Origin of the sequence: Klebsiella terrigena (assembly GCF_012029655.1) — a bacterium.
In the GTDB taxonomy this organism is placed as follows: Bacteria; Pseudomonadota; Gammaproteobacteria; order Enterobacterales; family Enterobacteriaceae; genus Klebsiella; species Klebsiella terrigena.
In genome coordinates this window covers 698,799-720,371 of sequence record NZ_CP050508.1, presented here as the reverse complement: position 1 = coordinate 720,371, position 21,573 = coordinate 698,799, and the positions used below count along the sequence as shown (strand labels likewise).

Below are 21,573 nucleotides of genomic sequence, written 5' to 3'. Positions count from 1 at the left end.
GTAGGTAGTCCAGGAATGCTTAGCGCAGGCCCAGAAAATCGATAATCTGAGTGAAATGATCTTCAAAGCCGACAAATGCATGATTGCCGCCCTCCTCTACCGTCTGCCGACATGAAGCGTAGTAGCTAACGGCCTGGCGATAATCCAGCACTTCATCGCCCGTTTGCTGTAACAGCCAGAGTAAATCAGGCGATTCCAGCGGGTCGATTTGCATGACTTTGAGATCGTAAATATGGCGAGACTCTAGCACATATTGCTGCCCCGTGTACGGATTCTCATTGAGGCCGAGGAAATTGTTCAGCAGCTCAAATGGGCGTACGGCCGGGTTTACAACCACAGTCGGCAGCATAAAACACTGCGATAGCCAGGTTGCGTAGTAGCCTCCCAGCGAAGAGCCGACAACGCCCAGCGGTTCCCCGCCGTGCTCGAGAACGATCGCTTCCAGCAGCTCCGCCGCTTCAGCGGGGTAAACCGGCAGCTCCGGTACCACCATGTTAATTTCAGGATAATTTTGCGCCAGCCACGCCTTCAGCGCCTTCGCTTTAGCCGAGCGCGGCGAGCTGTTAAATCCGTGTAGATAGAGGAGCGTAGCCATCAGTATCCTTCTGAAGCGATATCCGGGTGAAATTTCACGCCGCTAAGGCGGCAAACTTCGGTCGTCAGGGTGCCGTCGGGATGCAGATCCAGCCAGCGCCAGCCGGGAGAAACGGTATCCAGCGTGAAGTTGTCGCAGTGCGGCTTAAACTGCACGCAGGTTGACGGCGTGGCCATCATGCGTCGCCCGCCCCAGTTGAGATCCAGCTCCTGATGAATATGACCGCACAGCAGATGCCTGACGCGGGGAAAGGCGGCTAGCGCGCGATCGAGCGCCGCGGCGTTGCGCAGGCTATGCTGATCCAGCCAGCTGCAGCCCGAGGCGAGAGGATGATGATGCAATAGCAGCAGCGTATAGCGTTCCGGTTCTGCCGCGAGCTTGTGCTCAAGCCACTCCAGCTGAAAATCGCTTAATTCACCGTGGGGAACGCCGAATACCTGGCTGTCCAGCAGCAGTATTTGCCAGCGATCGCCGAGCAGAACGCGCTTGGCGGGGGAAATGCCTGATTCCTGCAGCGTGCTGTACATTGCTGGCTGAAAGTCATGATTGCCCGGCAGCCAGACGCAGGGCGCAGCAAAACTCGCGATACCCTCAGCGAAGTGCTGATAGGCCGCGGCCGAGTGGTCCTGTGCCAGATCGCCTGTCGCGACAATCAGATCGCACTGGCGCTGCGAGGCGTGGATGGCTTCCAGCACGGCCTGATAGCTTTCCCAGGTATTGATGCCTAACAGCGTTTCATGTTTTTCAGCAAACAGGTGAGTATCAGTAATTTGTAATATCCTGACTCTGGCCTCACCAGCCAAAGGAAGGTTTAACAGGCTTTCCAAATGGTGTCCTTAGGTTTCACGACGCTAACAAACCGGAATCGCCATCGCTCCATGTGCTAAACAGTATCTCAGCCAGTCGGCTAAGAACTGGTTAATTTGATGCTTTTCGTCGCGTTGATGCAACTTTTTATTAGGATAATCATACCGCGCTTTGAAGCGAAAAATCTGCTGACTCGAACACACTTCGGCCACCATCGCGTCATGATACAGGCGTACCGTCATGGACGGTAAACTCCAGTAGCTCACCGCCGGCGCGGTTTGCTCAATCGACACCAGTGTAGTGTAGCGGGTCGACTCGACGATAGTTAGCCGGTACTGCGCACTGCCCACCTGGTAGCCCGCCATATCGCCCACTGCATCGGTTCGAGGCAGCAGGCGGCGCAACTGGGCAAAATTGGTTTCACACAGGCGCATCATTTCAGGGAAGTCAGGCGTATAACGCTTCATTTTGACCACTCATTACGTAAATTGTGATAGTGCAGCTGTAGCCATTGCAGCGCGATGACAGAAGCTGCGTTGTCGATTTTCCCTTCTTCTACCCACTGATAGGCCTGCTCCCTACTGACCACATGAACCCGAATATCCTCATTTTCATCCGCCAGTCCGTGGATGCCTTTTGCCGTCGTCGCATCGACTTCCCCCACCAGAATCGACAGCCTCTCGCTGGTGCCGCCGGGGCTGGCCAGATAGCTCAGAACCGGTTTTGTCCGGCCGACTTCAAGGCCCGCCTCTTCCACCGCTTCACGGCGGGCGACCTCCTCGGGCGTTTCGCCTTCTTCAATCATGCCGGCAACCATTTCGAGCAGCCACGGGCTCTCGCTGGTATCATAGGCGGCAATGCGAATCTGCTCGACCAGCACAACTTCATCACGTATCGGGTCAAAGGGTAGCAAGACGGCGGCGTGCCCGCGCTCAAAAATTTCGCGCGTCACTTCGCCGCTCATCCCGCCGTTGAACAGACGGTGGCGAAAGCGGTATAAATCCAGCGAAAAAAAACCACGATAAAGCGTTTCGCGTGCAATAATTTCTACATCGTTTTTAGCGAAGGTAATTCCCTGCTTGTTGGGCTTGCTCATTGTCGGTGTCCTGCGAATTCGAAAGTAGGGATTTATAAGCCGTTTGGCTACCGTTTTACAGTCCGTATGTTAGATTGGTGCAAATTACCGCCGGATGGCACGTAACGCCAACTTTTTACGGCGACAGACTCTATACAATCAGCAGATATATTTAGCTTTTGGGCAGCGCTTTATGCTTCACAACAAGGAATGCAAATGAAGAAATTTTTCCCCATCCTTATCGGCCTGGGCCTGACTGGCTTCAGCGCCATAAGCCAGGCAGAAAACCTGATGCAGGTTTATCAGCAGGCGCGCATCAGCAACCCTGACCTGCGTAAATCAGCAGCCGATCGTGATGCTGCATTCGAAAAGATCAACGAAGCACGTAGCCCGTTACTGCCTCAGCTCGGTCTGGGTGCAGATTATACTTATACCAACGGCTATCGCGATGCCAATGGCCAGGACTCCAACGTCACCAGCGGAGCGCTGCAGCTCACGCAAACGCTGTTCGATATGTCAAAATGGCGCGCCCTGACGCTGCAGGAAAAACAGGCCGGTATTCAGGACGTCACCTATCAGACCGATCAGCAGACGCTGATTCTGAATACCGCCACGGCCTACTTTAACGTGCTGAGCGCCATCGATACGCTCTCCTATACCGAAGCGCAGAAGCAGGCGATCTATCGTCAGTTGGATCAGACCACTCAGCGTTTTAACGTGGGCCTGGTTGCCATTACCGACGTGCAGAACGCCCGTTCCCAGTACGACTCCGTGCTGGCCAACGAAGTCACCGCGCGTAACAACCTCGACAACGCGGTTGAATCGCTGCGTCAGGTGACCGGCAACTACTACCCGCAGCTGTCGTCGCTGAACGTTGACGGCTTCAAAACCAACAAGCCGGAAACGGTGAACGCGCTGCTGAAGGAAGCGGAAAACCGCAACCTCTCGCTGCTGCAGGCTCGCCTGAACCAGGACCTGGCGCGTGAACAGATTCGCCAGGCGCAGGATGGCCACATGCCGACGCTGGATTTAAACGCCTCTACCGGCGTATCCAACTCCAGATATAGCGGTTCCAATAATTCGACGCCAGACAACGATGCCGGCCAGAACAAAATCGGCCTGAGCTTCTCGCTGCCGCTGTATCAGGGCGGGATGGTTAACTCGCAGGTGAAACAGGCGCAGTACAACTTCGTCGGCGCCAGCGAGCAGTTGGAAAGCTCGCACCGCACCGTGGTGCAGACCGTTCGCTCATCCTTTAATAACATCAACGCCTCTATCAGCAGCATCAATGCCTACAAACAGGCCGTGGTCTCTGCCCAGAGCTCCCTTGATGCGATGGAAGCCGGCTATTCCGTTGGTACACGTACCATCGTTGACGTGCTGGATGCGACAACTACGCTGTACAACGCCAAGCAGCAGCTCTCAAGCGCGCGTTATAACTATCTGATTAACCAGCTGAACATCAAGTCCGCGCTCGGTACGCTGAACGAGCAGGATCTGGTTGCGTTGAACAATACGCTGGGCAAACCTGTCGCGACCTCACCGGATAGCGTTGCGCCGGAAACCCCGCAGCAGGACGCCAGCGCAGACGGCTACGCCAGCAGCGCTGCGCCAGCGGCTAAACCGGCAGCCGTTCACACCACGAAAACCAGCGGCGCGAATCCTTTCCGCCAATAACCTTCGTTGCGTCATAGCGCTCCGCTAAGCGGAGCGCTAAACGTAAGGCAACGTAAAGATCCCCTCCTTTCCCCTCCTTTCCGCCCCTGGTCGCTTCATTTTCCACCACTCATCCTCTATCCTGAGCGTTAACAAACCGCCATACCACTGGGTCCAGGAAGACAAACATGAAACGGACAAAAAATATTAATCATGCCTCGTTCCGCAAAAGCTGGAGCGCTCGCCATCTGACGCCGGTCGCGCTCGCCGTGACGGCCGTCTTTATGCTCGCCGGCTGCGAAAAAACCGACGAGACGGTTTCTCTGTATCAAAATGCCGATGACTGCTCTGCGGCCAACCCTGGCAAAGGCGCAGAGTGCACCACCGCCTTTAATAACGCGACCAAAGAAGCTGAACGTACCGCGCCAAAATACGCCACCCGTGAAGATTGCGTGGCGGAGTTCGGTGAAGGCCAGTGCCAGCAAACGCCGGCTCAGGCAGGCGTAGCGCCGGAAAACCAGGCTCAGGCACAAAGCAGCGGCAGCTTCTGGATGCCGCTGATGGCCGGCTACATGATGGGCCGCATGATGGGCGGCGGCATGGGCGCGCAGCAGCCGCTGTTCAGCTCGAAAAACCCGGCCAGCCCGGCCTATGGTCAGTACACCGATGCCGGTGGCAAGAGCTACGGCGCAGCGCAGCCGGGTCGTTCTATGAACGTACCTAAGACAGCGATGGCGCCAAAACCTGCGACCACCAGCACCGTTACCCGCGGCGGCTTCGGCGAGTCGGTGGCGAAACAGTCCACCATGCAGCGTAGCGCCGCAGGTACCACCTCATCCAAACGCTCAATGGGCGGCTAAAACTCATGGAAAGAATCAGCATCACGGAGCGCCCGGACTGGCGCGAAAAAGCGAGCGAATATGGCTTTAGCTTTCATACCATGTACGGCGAGCCGTACTGGAGCGAAGAGGCCTATTACAAGCTGACCCTGGCGCAGGTTGAGAAACTGGAAGACGTTACCGCCGAGCTGCATCAGATGTGCCTGCAGGCGGTAGAAACCGTTATCGGCAGCGATGAGCTGATGGCTAAATTCCGCATCCCCAAACACACCTGGGGCTTCGTGCGTCAATCGTGGAAAACCAACCAGCCGTCGCTCTATTCACGCCTCGACCTGGCGTGGGACGGCGTTGGCGAGCCCAAGCTGCTGGAGAACAACGCCGATACGCCAACCTCGCTGTATGAGGCGGCGTTCTTTCAGTGGATTTGGCTGGAAGATCAGCTCAACGCCGGCCAGCTGCCGGCAGGCAGCGACCAGTTCAACAGCCTGCAGGAAAAGCTGATTGAGCGCTTTACCGAGCTCCGGGAACAGTTTGGCTTCCAGCTGCTGCATATGGCGTGCTGCCGCGATACCGAAGAGGATCGCGGTACCGTACAGTATCTGCAGGACTGTGCGGCCGAAGCTGGCGTCGCCACCGAATTCCTCTATATCGAAGATATCGGCCTCGGCGAAAAGGGCCAGTTTACCGACGTTCAGGATCAGGTCATCGGCAATCTGTTCAAGCTTTATCCGTGGGAGTATATGCTGCGCGAGGTCTTCTCCACCAAGCTGGAAGATGCCGGCGTACGCTGGCTTGAGCCGGCATGGAAGAGCATTATCTCCAACAAAGCGCTGCTGCCGCTGCTGTGGAAGATGTTCCCGAATCACCCTAACCTGCTGGCATCCTGGTTCAGCGAAGACGCGCATCCCGAAATGGAGAAGTACGTCATCAAGCCGATTTTCTCCCGCGAAGGCGCAAACGTGTCGATCGTTGAAAACGGCAAGGTGGTGGAAGCGGTCGAAGGCCCGTACGGTGAAGAAGGTACCATCGTGCAGGAGTTCTATCCGCTGCCGAAGTTTGGCGATAGCTATACGCTGATCGGCAGCTGGCTGATCAACGATAAGCCAGCCGGGATCGGCGTTCGCGAAGACCGGGCGCTGATCACCCAGGATCTTTCACGCTTCTATCCGCATATTTTTGTCGAGTAGTCTCCTGCCCCGGCGGCATTACGCCTGCCGGGGCATCTGCACTTTCCCGCTACGCGCCGACCAGCACTGACAGCATGCTTAGCGACCCCATTTCCATTCCTTCTACCGGCACGGAAATCGGCTCTTCACCGTCCCAGGCACCCAGCACGTACAGCAGCGGCAGGAAGTGTTCCGCCGTCGGGTTCGAGAGCGATCCGCCCTCGTGCGCCAAATAGTTCACCAGCGGGTGTTCCTCCGTCGGCCCTTTCCAGGCCAGGTTCGTTTTCACATACTCGTTAAACGATTCCGCCCAGGGATACGGCGTGCTTTCGCCATGCCAGCGCGCCGTGCGCAGGTTATGCACCACGTTACCGCTCGCAATCAGCATAATGCCTTCATCGCGCAGCGCCGCCAGCCTGCGCCCCATCTCGAGGTGCCAGGCCGCCGGCTTGCTGCTGTCGATGCTCAGCTGCACCATCGGAATATCGGCATCCGGATACATTTTGATAAGCACGCCCCACGAGCCGTGGTCGAAGCCCCAGGCTTCTTTATCCAGCGTCACCGGCACGGGTGCCAGCAGCTCAACCAGGCGCTGCGCCAGCTCAGGAGAGCCCGGAGCCGGATAGTGCGTATCGTACAGCGCCTGCGGGAAGCCGCCAAAATCATGGATCGTTTTCGGTGCTTCCATCGCCGTGACGCCGGTACCGCGCGTAAACCAGTGGGCGGAGACCACCACAATCGCCCGCGGACGCGGTAGCGTTTCGCCCAGATGCCGCCAGGCGCGGGTATAGATGTTATCTTCCAGCACGTTCATCGGGCTGCCGTGGCCTAAAAACAACGCTGGCATTCGGGTAAGGGACATGATGATATCCTTGAGTAGAGGAGATTTAATGCCTTCACATTACGCGTTTTTGCATCAGGATAAACTCAGATAAGCATGATGATCATCATCAGAAAATTTGAATGTAAGCCGCGGTAAAGGCGTCATTTCCCTCTCGCTGCCATCGGGTAAGATGGATATTATGAATGATAATCATTATCAAAGGAGCTGAGTGATGTCATCCCCTCTTATATTGACCCTGCTGGCCGGTAGCGCCACCTTTATCGGCGCGATTTTCGGCGTACTGGGCCAGAAACCGTCCAACCGTCTGCTGGGTTTTTCTCTCGGTTTCGCCGCCGGGATCATGCTGCTTATTTCGCTGATGGAGATGCTGCCCGCCGCGCTGAACGCCGAGGGGATGTCGGCGCTGCTCGGTTACGGCATGTTTGTTATCGGCCTGCTGGGCTACTTTGCGCTGGACCGTATGCTGCCGCACGCTCATCCGCAGGATCTGATGTCGCCCGGCGTCCCGCGCCCGCGCAATCTGCGCCGCGCCGCCATTCTGCTAACCCTCGGTATCAGCCTGCATAACTTCCCGGAGGGCATCGCCACCTTTGTGACGGCCAGCAATAACCTGGAGCTGGGCATGGGCGTCGCGCTGGCGGTCGCCCTGCATAATATTCCGGAAGGGCTGGCGGTTGCCGGCCCGGTGTATGCCGCAACGGGTTCGCGCCGCAAGGCGGTTTTCTGGGCCGGACTCTCCGGAATGGCCGAGATCCTCGGCGGCCTGCTGGCCTGGCTGATCCTCGGCAGTCTGGTATCGCCGGTGGTGATGGGCGCCATTATGGCCGCCGTCGCCGGGATTATGGTGGCGCTGTCGGTGGATGAGCTCATGCCGCTGGCAAAAGAGATCGATCCGCAAAGCAACCCAAGCTATGGCGTGCTGTGCGGTATGTCGGTGATGGGATTTAGCCTCGTGGCCCTGCAGGCGATGGGCATTGGCTAGCGCCAAAAACAACAAAGCCCACGGTGAAGTGGGCTTTAGAGTACAGCGAAGCCGGCTTAGCTGGCTTTACGCTCGTGCTCGCGGCGATAGGCCACCAGATCTTCAATAGTGACCACGGCCATATTGTGCTGCTGAGCAAATTCGATGCACTGCGGCGAGCGGGCCATCGAGCCATCGTCGTTAGTCAGCTCACACAGAACCCCCGCCGGCTTGAAGCCTGCGAGAGTCACCAGATCGATAGTGGCTTCGGTGTGGCCGCCGCGGGTCAGCACGCCGCCCGCCTGGGCGCGCAGCGGGAATACGTGGCCAGGGCGATTCAGGTCAGAAGGTTTTGCGCCATCGGCAATCGCGGCGCGCACGGTGGTGACGCGGTCGGCCGCGGATACGCCGGTCGTGACGCCTTCTGCGGCTTCGATGGTCACGGTGAAGCCGGTACCGTAGGCGCTGGTGTTATTTTCCACCATCATCGGCAGGTCGAGCTGCTTGCGGCGTTCATCGGTCAGGCACAGGCAAACAATACCGCTGCCGTGGCGAATAGTTAGCGCCATCTGCTCAACGGTCATGGTTTCGGCGGCGAAAATCATATCGCCTTCATTTTCACGGTCTTCATCGTCAAGTACCATCACACCGCGGCCTTCGCGCAGTGCATTTAACGCGTGTTCTACGCGTTCAAAAGCGGTACCAAAAGAAGAAAGGAGCGTCTGATTCATGGTAAAAAAACCTCATTAAAATTATGGTTACCAGAATCAGGGCAGTCTTAGGAGTGCCGGGTTAAGCGGCAAAAAAGTCAACGCAAGCGGATCGCAATCCGACTGAGCCGTTACTCTCTCCCATCCGGACTCTAACCGTCGGCCCCGGAATTACACCGGATCTGCTGACCTTTTTGCTTTCGCAAAAAGCGCTCGCGGGCTTTCAACGCTAGGGTTGATTTACCGCCGGTGGGGAATTTCGCCCCGCCCTGAGAATAAGCAAAGTAACTATAACGCTATTGATTATCCTCGGCAATGCATAAGCTTCAAACATTTCTGGTTTATAGGCGGCGCCGATCGCACTACAATGGACGGTAAATCGACCAGAGCAGGAAACCATCATGATTGACCCGAAAAAAATTGAACAAATCGCCCGCCAGGTCCATGAATCGATGCCGAAAGGCCTTCGTGACCTTGGGGAAGACGTCGAGAAAAAGATCCGTCAGGTGCTCCAGTCGCAGCTGACCCGCCTCGATCTGGTCAGCCGTGAAGAGTTTGACGTGCAGACTCAGGTGCTGCTGCGCACGCGCGAAAAGCTGGCGCTACTCGAACAGCGCATTAGCGATCTGGAAAGCCGAACGGCCGCGCCGAGCGTCGAAGAGAAGCAGTAAAAAAACGGGCCATCAGGCCCGTTGTTGTATCAGTGTTCCAGCTCTGTCGCCGGCGTCTCTGGCTGGCTAACCTGACGACAGTAGAGCGCATAGCGCTGGCAAAACCATTCACGATGATCCTCATCCATATTGCCGACAATGGCCTCGAGATCGACGACGTGGCCCTGCGCGTGCATCCTGGCAAAGCTCAGCGCCAGAAAGTCAAAATTCTTCATTGAATACAGTTCGTTATGGTTCATCCGCATACTCCTTCAGCTGTGGGTGTTCTGAGTGGTCATATGCTTTACTGACTTCAGTATTTATCCTTACGTTAACTTTTTTTGCGCGAAAAATGCGCAAAACAAGAACAATTATTGCGCTGAATCATTTCCGCCATCAATTAAATAAAAAAGGCCCGCGATCGGACGATCGCAGGCCTCTTTAAGTACGGCTTTCTCGCTACCCTTCCGGCCGCACGATGCTTACCGGGACGATGGTCGAGCCGCCGCTCGGCGGGGAAATATTACTTCCCGCTATCTTTCTGGATCTTTTTGATAATGTTGGTGGTCGAACAACCATCTTCAAAATTGAGCACCAGCACTTCGCCGCCGTTTGCCCAGACCTCTTCGCTCCCGGCGATCTGCTCCGGCTTATAGTCCCCGCCCTTCACCAGCAGATCCGGCAGGATCCCGGCGATCAGACGCTGCGGAGTGTCCTCTTCGAAAGAGACCACCCAGTCAACGGCCTCCAGCGCGCCCAGGACAATCATCCGCTGCTCCAGCGGGTTCACCGGACGGGACTCCCCTTTCAGACGTTTTGTCGACGCATCGCTGTTAACCGCCACAATCAGGCGATCGCCCAGCTTGCGCGCGTTTGCCAGATACGAAACGTGGCCCGCGTGCAGGATGTCAAACACGCCGTTGGTCATCACCACTTTCTCACCGCGCTTGCGCGCCGCGGCCACCGCCTGCTTGAGCTCTTCTTCATTCATCACGCCAAAACCGGTCTCAGCGCGCCCGCGCACCGCGTTTTCCAGCTCAATCGGCGAAACGGTTGAGGTCCCCAGCTTGCCGACAACCACGCCGGCCGCCGCGTTGGCGAAATAGCACGCCTCTTCCAGCGTATTGCCTGAGGCGAGGGTCGCCGCCAGTACGCCAATCACCGTATCGCCGGCACCGGTGACGTCATACACTTCCTGAGCCTGGGTTGGCATATGCAGCGGCGGTTTGCCCGGCTGCAGCAGCGTCATGCCCTGCTCGGAGCGGGTCACCAGCAGCGCAGAGAGTTCAAAATCAGCAATAATCTTCAGGCCGCGCTCAACGATTTCCGCTTCGTCCTTACATTTCCCCGCCACCGCTTCAAACTCAGAGAGGTTCGGGGTCAGCAGGGTGGCGCCGCGATAGCGCTCGAATTCGGTGCCTTTCGGATCGATCAGCACCGGTACGCCCGCATCCCGCGCCAGCTTAATCATCGTCTGCACGCTGGCCAGCGCGCCTTTCGCATAGTCAGACAGAACCAGCGCCCCGATAGAGCCCAGCGCCTGCTGAATGCGCTCGTGCATCGGCTGCGGATCGACGCCGGAAAAGCCCTCTTCAAAATCGAGGCGGATCAGCTGCTGGTTGCGCGACAGCACGCGCAGCTTGGTGATGGTGGGGTGGGTCGGCACCGAAACGAAGTCGCACTTCACGTTGACGTCGGCCAGCGCTTTACTCAGCGCGCGGGCGGCATCGTCAATCCCGGTCAGGCCCACCAGCCGCGAGGTTGCACCGAGCGACGCGATGTTCATCGCGACGTTTGCCGCGCCGCCGGGACGCTCTTCGATATTTTCCACTTTCACCACCGGCACCGGGGCTTCAGGGGAAATACGGCTGGTGGGACCATACCAGTAGCGGTCCAGCATCACATCGCCAACCACCAACACTCCTGCTCGTTCAAACTCCGGCAGCGTTACTTTCATTACTCTCTCCTGCGAGATGCAAACTTTGCGCGCGATAATAGCACACCCGGTTTTTTAGTTAAGCCATCAACCACTTCTGCCAGCTGGCGCTAACCTGCTCACGTTCACGAGCAAAGGCCTCCGGCGCGACGTTGCCCGGCAGCTCCTGCAGCGCCAGATGGTGCAGCGCATCGCGCAGCGTGGTGTAGGCATGGGTCAACGCCCGGGCCTCTTCTTCATCCATAATGTCGTTCTGTGCCAGCAGCTCCAGAATGCGCACGTTATCGGACCAGCGCGTCAGCTTCGGCTTGTCGTAGGCATAGCGTAAGACCAGATACTGGGTGATAAATTCAATATCGGTGATCCCGCCGGCATCGGCTTTAATATCAAAGCGATCGCGCTGCTTATTGCCAAGATGGGCGCGCATTTTTTCGCGCATTTCCCGCACCTCGGTCTGCAAAGTCGCCCCCTCGCGCTGGCGGGTGAGGATCGCGCGGCGAATCTCATCAAACCGGGTCTGCAGCTCGGGATCGCCGTAGACCACCCGCGCGCGGACCAGCGCCTGATGTTCCCAGGTCCAGGCTTCATTTTGCTGATAGTCGGCGAAGGAATCGGTGGTGGTGACCAGCATGCCCGCAGCGCCCGACGGACGCAGGCGGGCATCCACTTCATAGAGGATCCCTGAAGAGGTGCGGGTGCTGAAGAGATGCATAATGCGCTGCGCCAGCCGCAGATAGAACTGGCGGCCGTCAATCTCGCGTTCGCCGTCGGTCATGGCCTCCTGCGGGCAATCATGGAGGAATACCAGATCCAAATCGGAGCTGTAGCCCAGCTCCCAGCCGCCCAGCTTGCCGTAGCCGACGACGGCAAAGCCGCGCCCCTGACGGTCGCGCAGGTGCGTCGGCTGGCCATAGCGCGCCACCATCTGCATCCACGCCTGCTGGACCACCGCATCGATCATCGCCTCGGCCAGCCAGGTTAAGTGATCGCTCACTCTCATCACCGGCAGCGTGCCGGCGATATCTGCGGCGGCAATATGCAGCAGCTGCGCCTGCTTGAACTGGCGCAGCGCCTCCAGCTGCTGCTCTTCGTCCTCTTCCGGTACGCGCAGTAAATACTGGCGCAGCTCATCGCGATAGGCGTCGGTCGCCGTCGGCTGATAGAGCGTATTGGGGTCCAGCAGTTCGTCCAGCAGCAGCGGGTGGCGCGCCAGCTGGCTGGCGACCATCGGCGAGGCGGCGCACAGGGAGATCAGGTGCTTGAGCGCACCGGGATACTCGCTGAGCAGCTCAAGATAGGTCGTGCGGGTCACGATGCCGGTCAGCAGCGGCGTAATGCGCGCCAGCGGCACCGGCGCATCCGCGCGCGAGCACACTTCGCTGAGCAGATGCGGCATCAGCTGATCCAGCACCTGCCGCCCGCGCGGACCAATGGTGCGCCTGTCGAGCTCTTTGCGGAAATCGGCGATCAGCGCCAGCACGCTGCGCCGATCGGTATCATCGAGGTGCGCCAGTGCCGGGCTGGTGTCATCCTCCTCCAGCGCGTCCTGCCACAGCTCGCGCCAGTACTCGGCAAGCTGTTCATCCGGCGACTGCGCTTCGTCATCGCCAATCAGATCGTTGAATACCCGCCTGACGCTGGCCATTTTCTCTTCCAGCTGCGCGCTGAGCGTCGCCCAGTCGGCAACGTGCATTCCCCACGCCAGGCGAGCGCGGTTGAGCTCATCCTGCGGCAGAGTTTGCGTCTGCTCATCGTTGATGCTTTGCAGCAGGTTTTCGAGACGACGTAAAAACAGGTAGGCCTCGCGCAGCCGGGAAGCATCGCCTTCCGGCAGCAGATGCAGCTCCTCGATAGCCGCCAGGGTTGGCAGCAGCGCCCGCAGCTGCAGCGCAGGCTCGCGGCCGCCGCGGATCAGCTGAAATACCTGGACGATAAATTCAATTTCGCGGATCCCGCCGGCGCCGAGCTTGATATTGTCCTTCAGCCCGCGGCGGCGAACCTCGCGGGCAATCATCCCTTTCATATTACGCAGCGACTGGATCACGCTGAAGTCAATGTAGCGGCGGAAGACGAACGGCCGCAGCATGGCGCGCAGCTCGCTGGCATAGATGCCTTCGTTATCGCCCATGATCCGCGCCTTAACCATCGCATAGCGCTCCCAGTCTCGCCCCTGCTCCTGGTAGTAATCCTCCAGCGCGGCGAAGCTCAGCACCAGCGGGCCGCTGTCGCCAAACGGGCGCAGGCGCATATCTACGCGGTAGACAAAGCCGTCCTGGGTGGCCTGATCGAGGGCCTTAATTAAACGCTGGCCGAGGCGGGTAAAGAACTGGGCGTTATCCAGCTCGCGGCGCCCGCCGCGGGTTGCGCCGTGCTCCGGCCAGGCAAAAATCAGGTCGATATCGGAAGAGAAGTTGAGCTCTCCTCCGCCGAGTTTACCCATCCCGAGGATCAGCAGCGGCTGCGGTTTGCCTTCGGCGCTGCAGGGCGTTCCCCACTCCCGGCAGCAGGCGGCGTATAGCCAGTCCCTGGCGGCGACAATCAGCGTCTCCGCCAGCGCGCTAAGCTGCTGCAAACTACTCTCTTCGCTGACCAGCGACAGCGCCTGTGCCCAGGCGATGCGCACCATAATCCGGCGGCGGAAAAGGCGCAGCTCGCGCATCAGCGCCGCTTCGTCATTCACCTCCGCCAGCGCCGCCTGCAGCCAGTCGGCATAGTGACGCCACTCATCCGCTTCCGGCGGCGAGCTCTCCAGCTCAGCCAGCCACTGCGGCTGGGCGATCAGGCTCTGCTCGACAAAATCGCTGAACGCCATAACCGACTGCGCCTGCGGACTTAACGTGGATAATGGAAAATCCGCTGGTAGCCGGTCTACAACCGTCTGCCAGTGCTGCTGTAACTGCGAAGAAAGCGGCATTATAGGGGTCTCCCTGGCCTGAAATTATCGTTTTCCACTATGCAGCCAGAACGGTTCCGCGGCCAGCGCCTGGCGACGGAAATATTCAATGACGCTGCTGTCCCGATGCTCAACGGCCCGGCGAAGCTCTTTCCAGTTTTCCAGCCACGGCGATGCGGCCTCGGCGTAAGCGCCGGCTAACAGCTGAACAGTGTCGATTTCGCGCGCCAGCCGCGGAAGCTGACCTTCATATTCGTCGCCCAGCGACTGCAGGAAGACATTTTTTAATTCTGCCGCCGCCCGCGAAAGCTGAATATCGGCAAAGCGTTTAAAAGATCCGGCAATTTTCTTCTGCCCATTCTCGTTGAGGAACTCGCGCCAGCCGCGGCTTACCAGCCATTCCGTCAGCATCAGCTTCGCTCTCACTGCGGCAATGTTGAACAGCGCCGCCTGCGCATTTTCGGCCTCTGACAGCGCCGCTTCCGCTGCGCTCAGCTGCTCGCGCAGCGCCGCGCTGGCTTTACGCGGTACGATGCCGCCAAACAGCGCCAGCGTATGGCGCAGGCGGGCAATCGCGCGCAGAATTTCGCCTTTTGCCGCCGGGTTGCCGCGGCTCAAGACTTCATCGTGATAGAGCCAGTGGGCCAGGGCATTTTCCAGCGCCGCCTCCATTCCCTGCTCGACGCTGGCCTTCGCGATGGCCGGCAGGATATCCAGCGCGATCGGCGACCGTTCGCCGTTGCCCTGGGCCAGATGGTAGCCTCGCGCCGCCTTGCTCAGGCTTCCCTGACGCAGCGCGCCGGTATCCAGCAGACCACGGGCGAGGGCCAGGAGATCGGCGGTATTGCCGGACAACAGCTCCAGCTCCAGTTCACAAATCGCTTCCTGATGCTCACCGGCCTTTACCTCGCCGCGATCGAGGGCGATCTCAATCTGGCTATCGCCTTCGCTGACCACCCATTTTTCACGTTCAAAATCAGTGCTGAAGAGCGGCTGTACGCTGTTCTCCAGCTCGGCAGGCAGTTCGCCCTGCGGCCAGACTTCCGCCGGCAGCAGGCTCAGGGCCAGCTCCGGTTTCTCCAGCGGGATGTTGTACTCCGGGCGCTGATGCAGCCCACCCACCACTCGTCCGGCAATTTTCAGCGTCATTTCGTAACGACCGCGATCGCCGCGAATACGCAGCCCCATATCGTGACGACGCAGCCAGTTATCCGCCGTTTCATAATAAATATTGAGCAGCTGTCCTGCGGGCGTATGCTGCGCATTGAGCGTATTAAGGTGCTGACGCAGTGTTTCCACACCGCTGTCGGAGACGATAAATTTTAATTCGATTTCTTGCGCCATAACTGAATTCTTCCGCTTCTGTGCTCTGCAGGGAAAATACGGCGAACTAACGCCGATATTTCTTGTCAGTAGATAATATTTTGCGGCGAATCGCCATGCAATGCGCAATTTGCCGGGCCACCTCCTGGATGTTTCCGATTGTGGCGGAAAACTTTGCGTCGCTATGGTGATGCCACTACTATCGTTCAACTTTTTATGACCAAACGATGACCTGATGCCTAAATTACGCCTGATTACGATAACTTTGCTGGCGCTTAGCGCCGCTACGGCGGTTCATGCAGAAGAAAAACGCTATGTTTCTGATGAACTGAACACCTGGGTCCGCACCGGTCCTGGCGATAATTATCGCCTCCAGGGAACCATTAATGCCGGGGAGCAGGTCTCTCTGCTGCAGACCAACGACAGCACCAACTACGCCCAGATCCGCGACGGCAACGGCCGTACCGCCTGGATCCCGCTAAAAGAGCTGAGCAACGAGCCCAGCCTGCGCACCCGCGTACCGGATCTCGAAAATCAGGTTAAGACCCTGACCGATAAGCTTAATAACATCGACACCACCTGGAACCAGCGCACTGCAGACATGCAGAAAAAGGTCGCCGGGAGCGATAACGCCATTAATGCCCTGAAAGATGAGAACCAGAAGCTGAAAAATGAGCTGGTTGTCGCGCAGAAAAAGGTCAATGCCGCTAATCTGCAGCTTGATGATAAGCAGCGCACCATCATTATGCAGTGGTTTATGTACGGCGGCGGCGTGCTGGGCGTCGGCCTGCTGCTTGGTCTGGTGCTGCCGCACCTGATCCCGAGCCGCAAGCGTAAAGATCGGTGGATGAACTAATTCGTCTTCTCTGCCAGACTTACGTATCATCCAGCGCAAAGTGGATACGGGAGAAGCAGGCGTGAAGATTTATTTGGTCGGCGGTGCCGTCCGGGATGCATTACTCGGACTACCGGTCAAAGACAGAGATTGGGTGGTGGTGGGTGCCGCGCCCTCAGAGCTGCTTGACGCGGGCTACCAGCAGGTAGGCCGCGATTTTCCCGTGTTCCTGCACCCACAAAGCCGGGAAGAGTACGCCCTGGCGCGAACCGAGCGTAAGTCAGGCGCCGGCTACACCGGCTTCACCTGCTACGCCGCGCCCGACGTCACCCTCGAACAGGATTTGCTCCGCCGCGACCTGACGGTTAACGCCCTGGCCCAGGACTCAGACGGCCAGATTATCGACCCCTACGGCGGCCAGTCCGATCTGCGCCAGCGCCTGCTGCGCCACGTTTCACCGGCCTTTAGCGAAGATCCGCTGCGCGTTTTGCGCGTAGCGCGCTTTGCCGCCCGCTACGCCCATCTCGGGTTCCGCATTGCGGATGACACCATGGCGCTGATGCGCGCGATGGCCGATGCCGGCGAGCTGGCGCACCTGACGCCGGAGCGGGTATGGAAAGAGACCGAGAGCGCACTGGGCACCCGCAATCCGCAGGTCTTTTTCCAGACCCTGCGCGACTGCCGCGCGCTCGGGGTGCTGTTCCCGGAAATCGAGGCGCTGTACGGCGTCCCCGCACCGGCCAAATGGCATCCGGAAATCGACACCGGCCTGCATACCCTGATGACCCTGAGCATGGCGGCCATGCTGTCGCCGGAAATCGACGTGCGTTTCGCGACCCTGTGTCACGATCTGGGCAAAGGGCTGACGCCAAAAGAGCTCTGGCCACGTCATCACGGCCACGGGCTGGCCGGCGTCAAGCTGGTCGAGCAGCTTTGCGCCCGCCTGCGCGTCCCGAATGAGATCCGCGACCTGGCGAAGCTGGTCGCCGAATTTCACGATCTGATTCATACCCTGCCGATTCTGCAGCCCAAAACCCTGGTCAAGCTGTTCGACAGCATCGACGCCTGGCGCAAGCCGCAGCGGGTGGAGAAAATTGCCCTCACCAGCGAAGCCGACGTCCGCGGCCGAACCGGCTTCGAGGCCTGCGACTATCCGCAGGGGCGCCTGCTGCTTGAAGCGTGGCATGTCGCTCAGTCGGTATCGACGAAAGAGGTGGTAGAACAAGGGTTTAAAGGGCCGGAGATTCGCGAGGAGCTGACGCGTCGGCGTATTGCGGCCATCGCGCAGTGGAAGGAAGAACGCTGCCCTCAGCCAAAAGACTGAGGGCCAGGGTCTTAGAAGAAGACCACGTAAACAACTGCCGCCACGATAAAGCGGTAGATTGCGAACGGAATAAACGAAATACGTTTAATCAGCTGCAGGAAGGTTTTAATCGCAATCAGCGCCACGATAAACGCCATAATAAAGCCGACGGCAAACATCGGAATATCGCTGGCGTTCAGGAAGCCGATGCTTTTATAAACGTCCAGCACGGTGGCGCCCATCATCATCGGTACTGCCAGCAGGAACGAGAACTCAGAGGCCGCATAGCGGCTCACGCCCATCAGCATACCGCCGGAAATCGTCGCGCCGGAGCGAGAAAAGCCCGGCCACAGCGCCAGGCACTGGAAGCAGCCAATCACGAACGCCTGACGATAGGTCATATCGTCAACGGCTACCGCGCGCGGCTCCTTCGGCTTCAGCACCTCAGCGGCAATCAGCAGCACGCCGCCGACAATCAGCGCGTACATCACGTTTATCGGGTTGAACAGCGACTTAATGGTATCGTGGAATATCAGGCCCAGCACCACCGCCGGGATCATCCCCAGCAGAATATGGATAAGCGATAAGCGACCGCTGCCCTGCCCTTCATGCACAGGTGGTTTACCGAAATGAATACCGATCAGGCCAAACAAACGACGCCAGAACATCACGACAACGGCAAGAATTGAACCTAACTGAATGACCACCTCAAATGTATTTGCAGTATCACCTTCAAACCCCAGTAAATGGCCAACAATAATCATATGACCGGTACTGGAAACAGGTAAAAACTCTGTCAAACCTTCAACCACACCCAATATTGCCGCCACCAGCAGCGAGTGTATATCGCTCATCCCATAAACCCTTTAAAAGTAAAATGAAAAAACCAGGCACTACGAGCCATGCCATCAGGCGTCATTGGGGCAGCCAGTTTGGCCTCGGACAGCGCGTCAATTCCGGAGCGTACACGGAGTACGTGAGGAATTCGAGCCCCGTTCGAGGAGAAGATGGCAAATAAATAACCTGATGGCCGGCACTAAGACCTGTATAAGCCCAATTTGTTTAATCAATATGACCTGAAAAGTTTTGTTTCAGATTAAGGCCACGCTCAATGATGACACCGACGTTGGCCGCGCGGGCAATCGCTCCCGGCTTGCTGACTTTAATCCGCACCCACGGCGAGGAAAATTTTGCCAGCAGCAGATCGGCAATCTCTTCGGCGACGCGCTCCACCAGCGCAAAGCGCCCCCCCTCAACGTGGTTGATAACCAGCTCGCTAATATCGGCATAGCTAAGGCAATCGCTCACATCATCGCTGGACGCCGCTTTACGGTTATCCCACGCCATTTCGATATCGAACACCAGCTTCTGTTCGATGGTTTGTTCCCAGTCATAAACACCGATAGTGGTGATTACCGAAAGTTGCTCTATAAATACAATATCCATCACGACCTGCCTGCTTTTTGGCTAAACCGGATACCACTTCCGGCGAATTATGCGTATTATCCACAGATGCAAAGACATCCCCTAAATAATTTGCGTTGCAGGAAGGCGGCGGCGCAGCGAGCTTCCGGGAGCATAGCATCACTATGTATCCGGGGGCGCGAGGAGAGCCAACGCACCGGCCGCGCCAAGGATGACGGGGATAAAACGACACTTTCAAAATGGAACAGCTGATGAGTGCAATCGCGCCTGGACTCGTTATCCTTGCCTACCTCTGCGGCTCAATTTCCAGCGCCATTCTGGTTTGCCGCCTCGCCGGCCTGCCCGACCCTCGCGATAGCGGCTCAGGCAACCCCGGGGCGACCAACGTCCTGCGAATTGGCGGCAAGGGAGCGGCCGTAACGGTGCTTATTTTCGACGTGCTCAAAGGCATGCTGCCGGTCTGGGGCGCATGGGCACTCGGTCTGACCCCTTTCTGGCTGGGCCTGGTGGCGATCGCCGCCTGCATTGGTCATATCTGGCCGGTGTTCTTTAATTTTCGCGGCGGCAAGGGCGTGGCGACCGCCTTCGGCGCCATTGCCCCCATCGGCTGGGATTTAACCGGCGTCATGGCCGGAACCTGGCTACTGACCATTCTGCTCAGCGGCTACTCTTCGCTCGGCGCTATCGTCAGCGCGCTTATTGCGCCGTTCTACGTCTGGTGGTTCAAGCCGCAGTACACCTTTCCGGTATCGATGCTCTCCTGCCTGATCCTCCTGCGCCATCACGACAACATCCAGCGCCTGTGGCGTCGCCAGGAGACCAAAATCTGGGCCCGGCTGAAGAAGAACAGGAAAAAGCCGCAGCAGAAATAACCGCCGCGCCCGGCGCCGCCGGGCACGATTTTCCCCGACAATATCTTTTGATTCCCCAGCCTGACAGCCAATCATTCCTCCGCGCCGCCGCTTCAAAGATAAACCTTTCGTAACAATCACTTAGTTATGTCTTATAACCAAAAATGATTTATTCGCCCGCCCGGCGATGTTTACTCTGAATCTCCTGATAAGACACAACAGAACAATAATATGACAGACGTAATCAATTCGGCGCCGATTGCAGCGGCAGGGTCACCCGACGGGGAAGTTAAATGGATACGCGGCGCGGCGGACGTTTCGCGCCTGATTAACGAGGGCAGCAGCGGGCGCAACAACGCGCGCATCGTCATGGGCATCGCGCTGGGCGGCATTTTTCTCGATGCCTACGATCTTGGCTCCCTGGCCTTTGGCCTGAAGGACATTACCCGTGAATTCAACCTGACGCCCGCCGGCACCGGCATGGTGGCCTCGGCCATCACCTTCGGCGCCATCGTCGGCGCGCTGCTGGGCGGCTATCTGACGGATAAAATCGGCCGCTACCGCGTCTTTATGGCGGATATGCTGTTCTTCGTGGTTGCCGCAATCGCCTGCGCGCTGGCGCCCAACGAATACGTCCTCACCGGCGCCCGGTTTGTCATGGGGCTCGGGGTGGGCATCGACCTGCCGGTGGCGATGGCCTTCCTGAGCGAATTTTCTAAACTCAAAGGGCCGGGAAACAAAGCCGCCAGCGTCGCCATGTGGTGCCCGACCTGGTACGCCGCCATCAGCGTTTCGTACCTGCTGGTGCTGTTTTTCTACGCCGCGCTGCCGGAAAGCCACAGCGACTGGCTGTGGCGGCTGATCCTCGGCTTCGGCGCAATCCCCGCGCTGGTGATTATCGCCATTCGCAGCCGCTATATGAGCGAGTCGCCGGTTTGGGCCGCCAATCAGGGCAACCTGCGTGAAGCGGCCTCGATTCTGCGCCAGGCGTACAACATCAACGCCCACGTGGCGCAGGACGCGCTGGATAAACCGGCGCCGGTGGTGAAAAAGGCGCAGTGGAGCAACTATTTACGCCTGTTCCAGGGGGTTTACCTGCGGCGTACGACCCTGGCGACGCTGCTCTCGGTGGTCTCGTCATTCGCCTATAACGCCGTCGCCTTTGGCCTGCCGGTGATTATCTCCAGCTTCTTCGTGCAGTCGATGCTAACCACGATCCTGATCTCGCTGGTCCTGAACCTGCTCTTCGCCTTCGTCGGCGGGCTGCTGGCGGTACGGCTGGTGCCGCGCCTTGGGGCGTGGAAAATGTCGCTGGCGGGATACGGCTGCCAGCTGGCGGCGCTGCTGGGGCTGGCGCTGATTGGCCGCCCGGAAGGGGCCACCGAAGGGATCGTCGCGGTGGCCATGCTGGCGCTGTTCCTCTTCGGCCAGGGCTTTGGCCCCGGCGCGCATACCATGACCTTTGCCTCGCTGAGCTACCCGACGTCGCTACGCGGCGTTGGCGTCGGCCTCAACCAAACCCTGATGCGCAGCAGCTCAACGCTGTCGCTGTTCCTCTTCCCGCTGCTGGTTGCGGCGCTGGATACGCGCGTATTTTGGGTTATCGCCGCGGCGCCGCTCATTGGCCTGCTGTCGCTGCTGGCCATCCGCTGGGAACCGTCGGGCTACGATATCGACGCCGAGGATTATCAGGATAAATAGCGT

Annotated in this window: 21 protein-coding genes and 1 riboswitch; of the genes, 9 read left to right on the top strand and 12 right to left on the bottom strand. The window is 58.5% G+C overall.

Annotated features, from left to right (window positions below):
* Nucleotides 1–19: 19 nt before the first annotated feature.
* From yqiA to nudF, 4 genes are read right to left on the bottom strand one after another with little or no spacing between them, the layout of a single operon-like run.
* Entirely contained in the window at nucleotides 20–595 is a 576-nt protein-coding gene (gene yqiA, locus HCK03_RS03500) for an esterase YqiA (protein WP_167691150.1), read from the bottom strand.
* Nucleotides 595–1,422, bottom strand: coding sequence for a 3',5'-cyclic-AMP phosphodiesterase (cpdA, locus tag HCK03_RS03495; RefSeq protein ID WP_123708859.1), 828 nt, complete (start codon nucleotides 1,420–1,422; stop codon nucleotides 595–597). Before cpdA ends, yqiA begins: the two co-directional genes overlap by 1 nt.
* Before the next feature lie 24 nt (nucleotides 1,423–1,446).
* On the bottom strand, nucleotides 1,447–1,869 hold the full coding sequence (locus HCK03_RS03490) for a DUF1249 family protein (RefSeq protein ID WP_041147275.1): 423 nt from the start codon (nucleotides 1,867–1,869) through the stop codon (nucleotides 1,447–1,449).
* Nucleotides 1,866–2,498 carry an ADP-ribose diphosphatase gene (nudF, locus tag HCK03_RS03485; RefSeq protein WP_041147276.1) on the bottom strand — a complete coding sequence of 211 codons (633 nt, stop codon included), beginning with the start codon at nucleotides 2,496–2,498 and terminating at the stop codon, nucleotides 1,866–1,868. Before nudF ends, HCK03_RS03490 begins: the two co-directional genes overlap by 4 nt.
* 195 nt (nucleotides 2,499–2,693) lie before the next feature.
* Between nudF and tolC the strand changes: the two genes are divergently transcribed.
* From tolC to HCK03_RS03470, 3 genes are all read left to right on the top strand, one after another.
* On the top strand, nucleotides 2,694–4,154 hold the full coding sequence (tolC, locus tag HCK03_RS03480) for an outer membrane channel protein TolC (protein ID WP_123551929.1): 1,461 nt from the start codon (nucleotides 2,694–2,696) through the stop codon (nucleotides 4,152–4,154).
* A 167-nt stretch (nucleotides 4,155–4,321) separates the two neighbouring features.
* Complete coding sequence (locus HCK03_RS03475; RefSeq protein WP_041147278.1) at nucleotides 4,322–4,993, top strand: DUF1190 family protein; 672 nt, start codon at nucleotides 4,322–4,324, stop codon at nucleotides 4,991–4,993.
* Between the two features lie 5 nt (nucleotides 4,994–4,998).
* On the top strand, nucleotides 4,999–6,159 hold the full coding sequence (locus HCK03_RS03470; RefSeq protein ID WP_115191859.1) for a glutathionylspermidine synthase family protein: 1,161 nt from the start codon (nucleotides 4,999–5,001) through the stop codon (nucleotides 6,157–6,159).
* A 49-nt stretch (nucleotides 6,160–6,208) separates the two neighbouring features.
* Here the strand turns inward: HCK03_RS03470 and ygiD are convergent, their stop codons facing one another.
* Nucleotides 6,209–7,000 (bottom strand): 4,5-DOPA-extradiol-dioxygenase, encoded by a 792-nt coding sequence (gene ygiD / locus HCK03_RS03465; RefSeq protein ID WP_041147280.1) that lies wholly within the window; start codon nucleotides 6,998–7,000, stop codon nucleotides 6,209–6,211.
* Nucleotides 7,001–7,193: 193 nt separating this feature from the next.
* Between ygiD and zupT the strand changes: the two genes are divergently transcribed.
* Nucleotides 7,194–7,964 carry a zinc transporter ZupT gene (zupT, locus tag HCK03_RS03460; protein ID WP_041147281.1) on the top strand — a complete coding sequence of 257 codons (771 nt, stop codon included), beginning with the start codon at nucleotides 7,194–7,196 and terminating at the stop codon, nucleotides 7,962–7,964.
* A gap of 56 nt (nucleotides 7,965–8,020) precedes the next feature.
* Here zupT and ribB read toward each other — a convergent pair whose 3' ends face one another.
* Nucleotides 8,021–8,674 (bottom strand): 3,4-dihydroxy-2-butanone-4-phosphate synthase, encoded by a 654-nt coding sequence (ribB, locus tag HCK03_RS03455; protein WP_167691149.1) that lies wholly within the window; start codon nucleotides 8,672–8,674, stop codon nucleotides 8,021–8,023.
* Nucleotides 8,675–8,782: 108 nt separating this feature from the next.
* Nucleotides 8,783–8,934: riboswitch (FMN riboswitch) on the bottom strand.
* Between the two features lie 120 nt (nucleotides 8,935–9,054).
* Between ribB and ubiK the strand changes: the two genes are divergently transcribed.
* A complete protein-coding gene (gene ubiK, locus HCK03_RS03450; RefSeq protein ID WP_041147283.1) occupies nucleotides 9,055–9,324 on the top strand; it encodes a ubiquinone biosynthesis accessory factor UbiK in 270 nt (89 codons plus the stop codon).
* Between the two features lie 29 nt (nucleotides 9,325–9,353).
* On the opposite strand, the gene glgS is transcribed toward ubiK, so the two are convergent.
* From glgS to HCK03_RS03430, 4 genes are all read right to left on the bottom strand, one after another.
* Complete coding sequence (gene glgS, locus HCK03_RS03445) at nucleotides 9,354–9,563, bottom strand: cell surface composition regulator GlgS (RefSeq protein WP_115191857.1); 210 nt, start codon at nucleotides 9,561–9,563, stop codon at nucleotides 9,354–9,356.
* Between the two features lie 263 nt (nucleotides 9,564–9,826).
* Nucleotides 9,827–11,260 (bottom strand): bifunctional D-glycero-beta-D-manno-heptose-7-phosphate kinase/D-glycero-beta-D-manno-heptose 1-phosphate adenylyltransferase HldE, encoded by a 1,434-nt coding sequence (gene hldE, locus HCK03_RS03440; protein ID WP_076946620.1) that lies wholly within the window; start codon nucleotides 11,258–11,260, stop codon nucleotides 9,827–9,829.
* 58 nt (nucleotides 11,261–11,318) lie between these two features.
* Nucleotides 11,319–14,156, bottom strand: coding sequence for a bifunctional [glutamate--ammonia ligase]-adenylyl-L-tyrosine phosphorylase/[glutamate--ammonia-ligase] adenylyltransferase (glnE, locus tag HCK03_RS03435; RefSeq protein ID WP_167692386.1), 2,838 nt, complete (start codon nucleotides 14,154–14,156; stop codon nucleotides 11,319–11,321).
* Between the two features lie 21 nt (nucleotides 14,157–14,177).
* Nucleotides 14,178–15,476 (bottom strand): CYTH domain-containing protein, encoded by a 1,299-nt coding sequence (locus tag HCK03_RS03430; RefSeq protein WP_167691148.1) that lies wholly within the window; start codon nucleotides 15,474–15,476, stop codon nucleotides 14,178–14,180.
* Between the two features lie 214 nt (nucleotides 15,477–15,690).
* On the opposite strand from HCK03_RS03430, the gene HCK03_RS03425 reads away from it, so the two are divergent.
* Nucleotides 15,691–16,311 (top strand): TIGR04211 family SH3 domain-containing protein, encoded by a 621-nt coding sequence (locus HCK03_RS03425; protein ID WP_041147288.1) that lies wholly within the window; start codon nucleotides 15,691–15,693, stop codon nucleotides 16,309–16,311.
* A gap of 61 nt (nucleotides 16,312–16,372) precedes the next feature.
* Nucleotides 16,373–17,614, top strand: a complete 1,242-nt coding sequence (locus tag HCK03_RS03420; RefSeq protein WP_123551924.1) for a multifunctional CCA addition/repair protein — start codon at nucleotides 16,373–16,375, stop codon at nucleotides 17,612–17,614.
* Between the two features lie 11 nt (nucleotides 17,615–17,625).
* On the opposite strand, the gene bacA is transcribed toward HCK03_RS03420, so the two are convergent.
* Together bacA and folB are read right to left on the bottom strand one after the other, a co-directional pair.
* The gene (gene bacA, locus HCK03_RS03415) at nucleotides 17,626–18,447 is read right to left on the bottom strand and encodes an undecaprenyl-diphosphate phosphatase (protein WP_041147290.1); all 822 of its coding nucleotides are present in this window, start codon (nucleotides 18,445–18,447) and stop codon (nucleotides 17,626–17,628) included.
* A gap of 208 nt (nucleotides 18,448–18,655) precedes the next feature.
* Nucleotides 18,656–19,039 (bottom strand): bifunctional dihydroneopterin aldolase/7,8-dihydroneopterin epimerase, encoded by a 384-nt coding sequence (gene folB, locus HCK03_RS03410; RefSeq protein ID WP_041147291.1) that lies wholly within the window; start codon nucleotides 19,037–19,039, stop codon nucleotides 18,656–18,658.
* A 230-nt stretch (nucleotides 19,040–19,269) separates the two neighbouring features.
* Between folB and plsY the strand changes: the two genes are divergently transcribed.
* Together plsY and HCK03_RS03400 are read left to right on the top strand one after the other, a co-directional pair.
* Complete coding sequence (gene plsY / locus HCK03_RS03405) at nucleotides 19,270–19,890, top strand: glycerol-3-phosphate 1-O-acyltransferase PlsY (protein WP_041147754.1); 621 nt, start codon at nucleotides 19,270–19,272, stop codon at nucleotides 19,888–19,890.
* A gap of 210 nt (nucleotides 19,891–20,100) precedes the next feature.
* On the top strand, nucleotides 20,101–21,570 hold the full coding sequence (locus HCK03_RS03400) for an MFS transporter (RefSeq protein WP_041147292.1): 1,470 nt from the start codon (nucleotides 20,101–20,103) through the stop codon (nucleotides 21,568–21,570).
* Nucleotides 21,571–21,573 lie beyond the last annotated feature (3 nt).

What these genes read in the sequence shown, in the direction of transcription:
- yqiA (WP_167691150.1), bottom strand. Translation starts at nt 595, where the DNA reads ATGGCTACGCTCCTCTATCTACACGGATTTAACAGCTCGCCGCGCTCG.
- HCK03_RS03490 (WP_041147275.1), bottom strand. Translation starts at nt 1,869, where the DNA reads ATGAAGCGTTATACGCCTGACTTCCCTGAAATGATGCGCCTGTGTGAA.
- nudF (WP_041147276.1), bottom strand. Translation starts at nt 2,498, where the DNA reads ATGAGCAAGCCCAACAAGCAGGGAATTACCTTCGCTAAAAACGATGTA.
- tolC (WP_123551929.1), top strand. Translation starts at nt 2,694, where the DNA reads ATGAAGAAATTTTTCCCCATCCTTATCGGCCTGGGCCTGACTGGCTTC.
- HCK03_RS03475 (WP_041147278.1), top strand. Translation starts at nt 4,322, where the DNA reads ATGAAACGGACAAAAAATATTAATCATGCCTCGTTCCGCAAAAGCTGG.
- HCK03_RS03470 (WP_115191859.1), top strand. Translation starts at nt 4,999, where the DNA reads ATGGAAAGAATCAGCATCACGGAGCGCCCGGACTGGCGCGAAAAAGCG.
- ygiD (WP_041147280.1), bottom strand. Translation starts at nt 7,000, where the DNA reads ATGTCCCTTACCCGAATGCCAGCGTTGTTTTTAGGCCACGGCAGCCCG.
- zupT (WP_041147281.1), top strand. Translation starts at nt 7,194, where the DNA reads ATGTCATCCCCTCTTATATTGACCCTGCTGGCCGGTAGCGCCACCTTT.
- ribB (WP_167691149.1), bottom strand. Translation starts at nt 8,674, where the DNA reads ATGAATCAGACGCTCCTTTCTTCTTTTGGTACCGCTTTTGAACGCGTA.
- ubiK (WP_041147283.1), top strand. Translation starts at nt 9,055, where the DNA reads ATGATTGACCCGAAAAAAATTGAACAAATCGCCCGCCAGGTCCATGAA.
- glgS (WP_115191857.1), bottom strand. Translation starts at nt 9,563, where the DNA reads ATGAACCATAACGAACTGTATTCAATGAAGAATTTTGACTTTCTGGCG.
- hldE (WP_076946620.1), bottom strand. Translation starts at nt 11,260, where the DNA reads ATGAAAGTAACGCTGCCGGAGTTTGAACGAGCAGGAGTGTTGGTGGTT.
- HCK03_RS03430 (WP_167691148.1), bottom strand. Translation starts at nt 15,476, where the DNA reads ATGGCGCAAGAAATCGAATTAAAATTTATCGTCTCCGACAGCGGTGTG.
- HCK03_RS03425 (WP_041147288.1), top strand. Translation starts at nt 15,691, where the DNA reads ATGCCTAAATTACGCCTGATTACGATAACTTTGCTGGCGCTTAGCGCC.
- bacA (WP_041147290.1), bottom strand. Translation starts at nt 18,447, where the DNA reads ATGAGCGATATACACTCGCTGCTGGTGGCGGCAATATTGGGTGTGGTT.
- folB (WP_041147291.1), bottom strand. Translation starts at nt 19,039, where the DNA reads ATGGATATTGTATTTATAGAGCAACTTTCGGTAATCACCACTATCGGT.
- plsY (WP_041147754.1), top strand. Translation starts at nt 19,270, where the DNA reads ATGAGTGCAATCGCGCCTGGACTCGTTATCCTTGCCTACCTCTGCGGC.
- HCK03_RS03400 (WP_041147292.1), top strand. Translation starts at nt 20,101, where the DNA reads ATGACAGACGTAATCAATTCGGCGCCGATTGCAGCGGCAGGGTCACCC.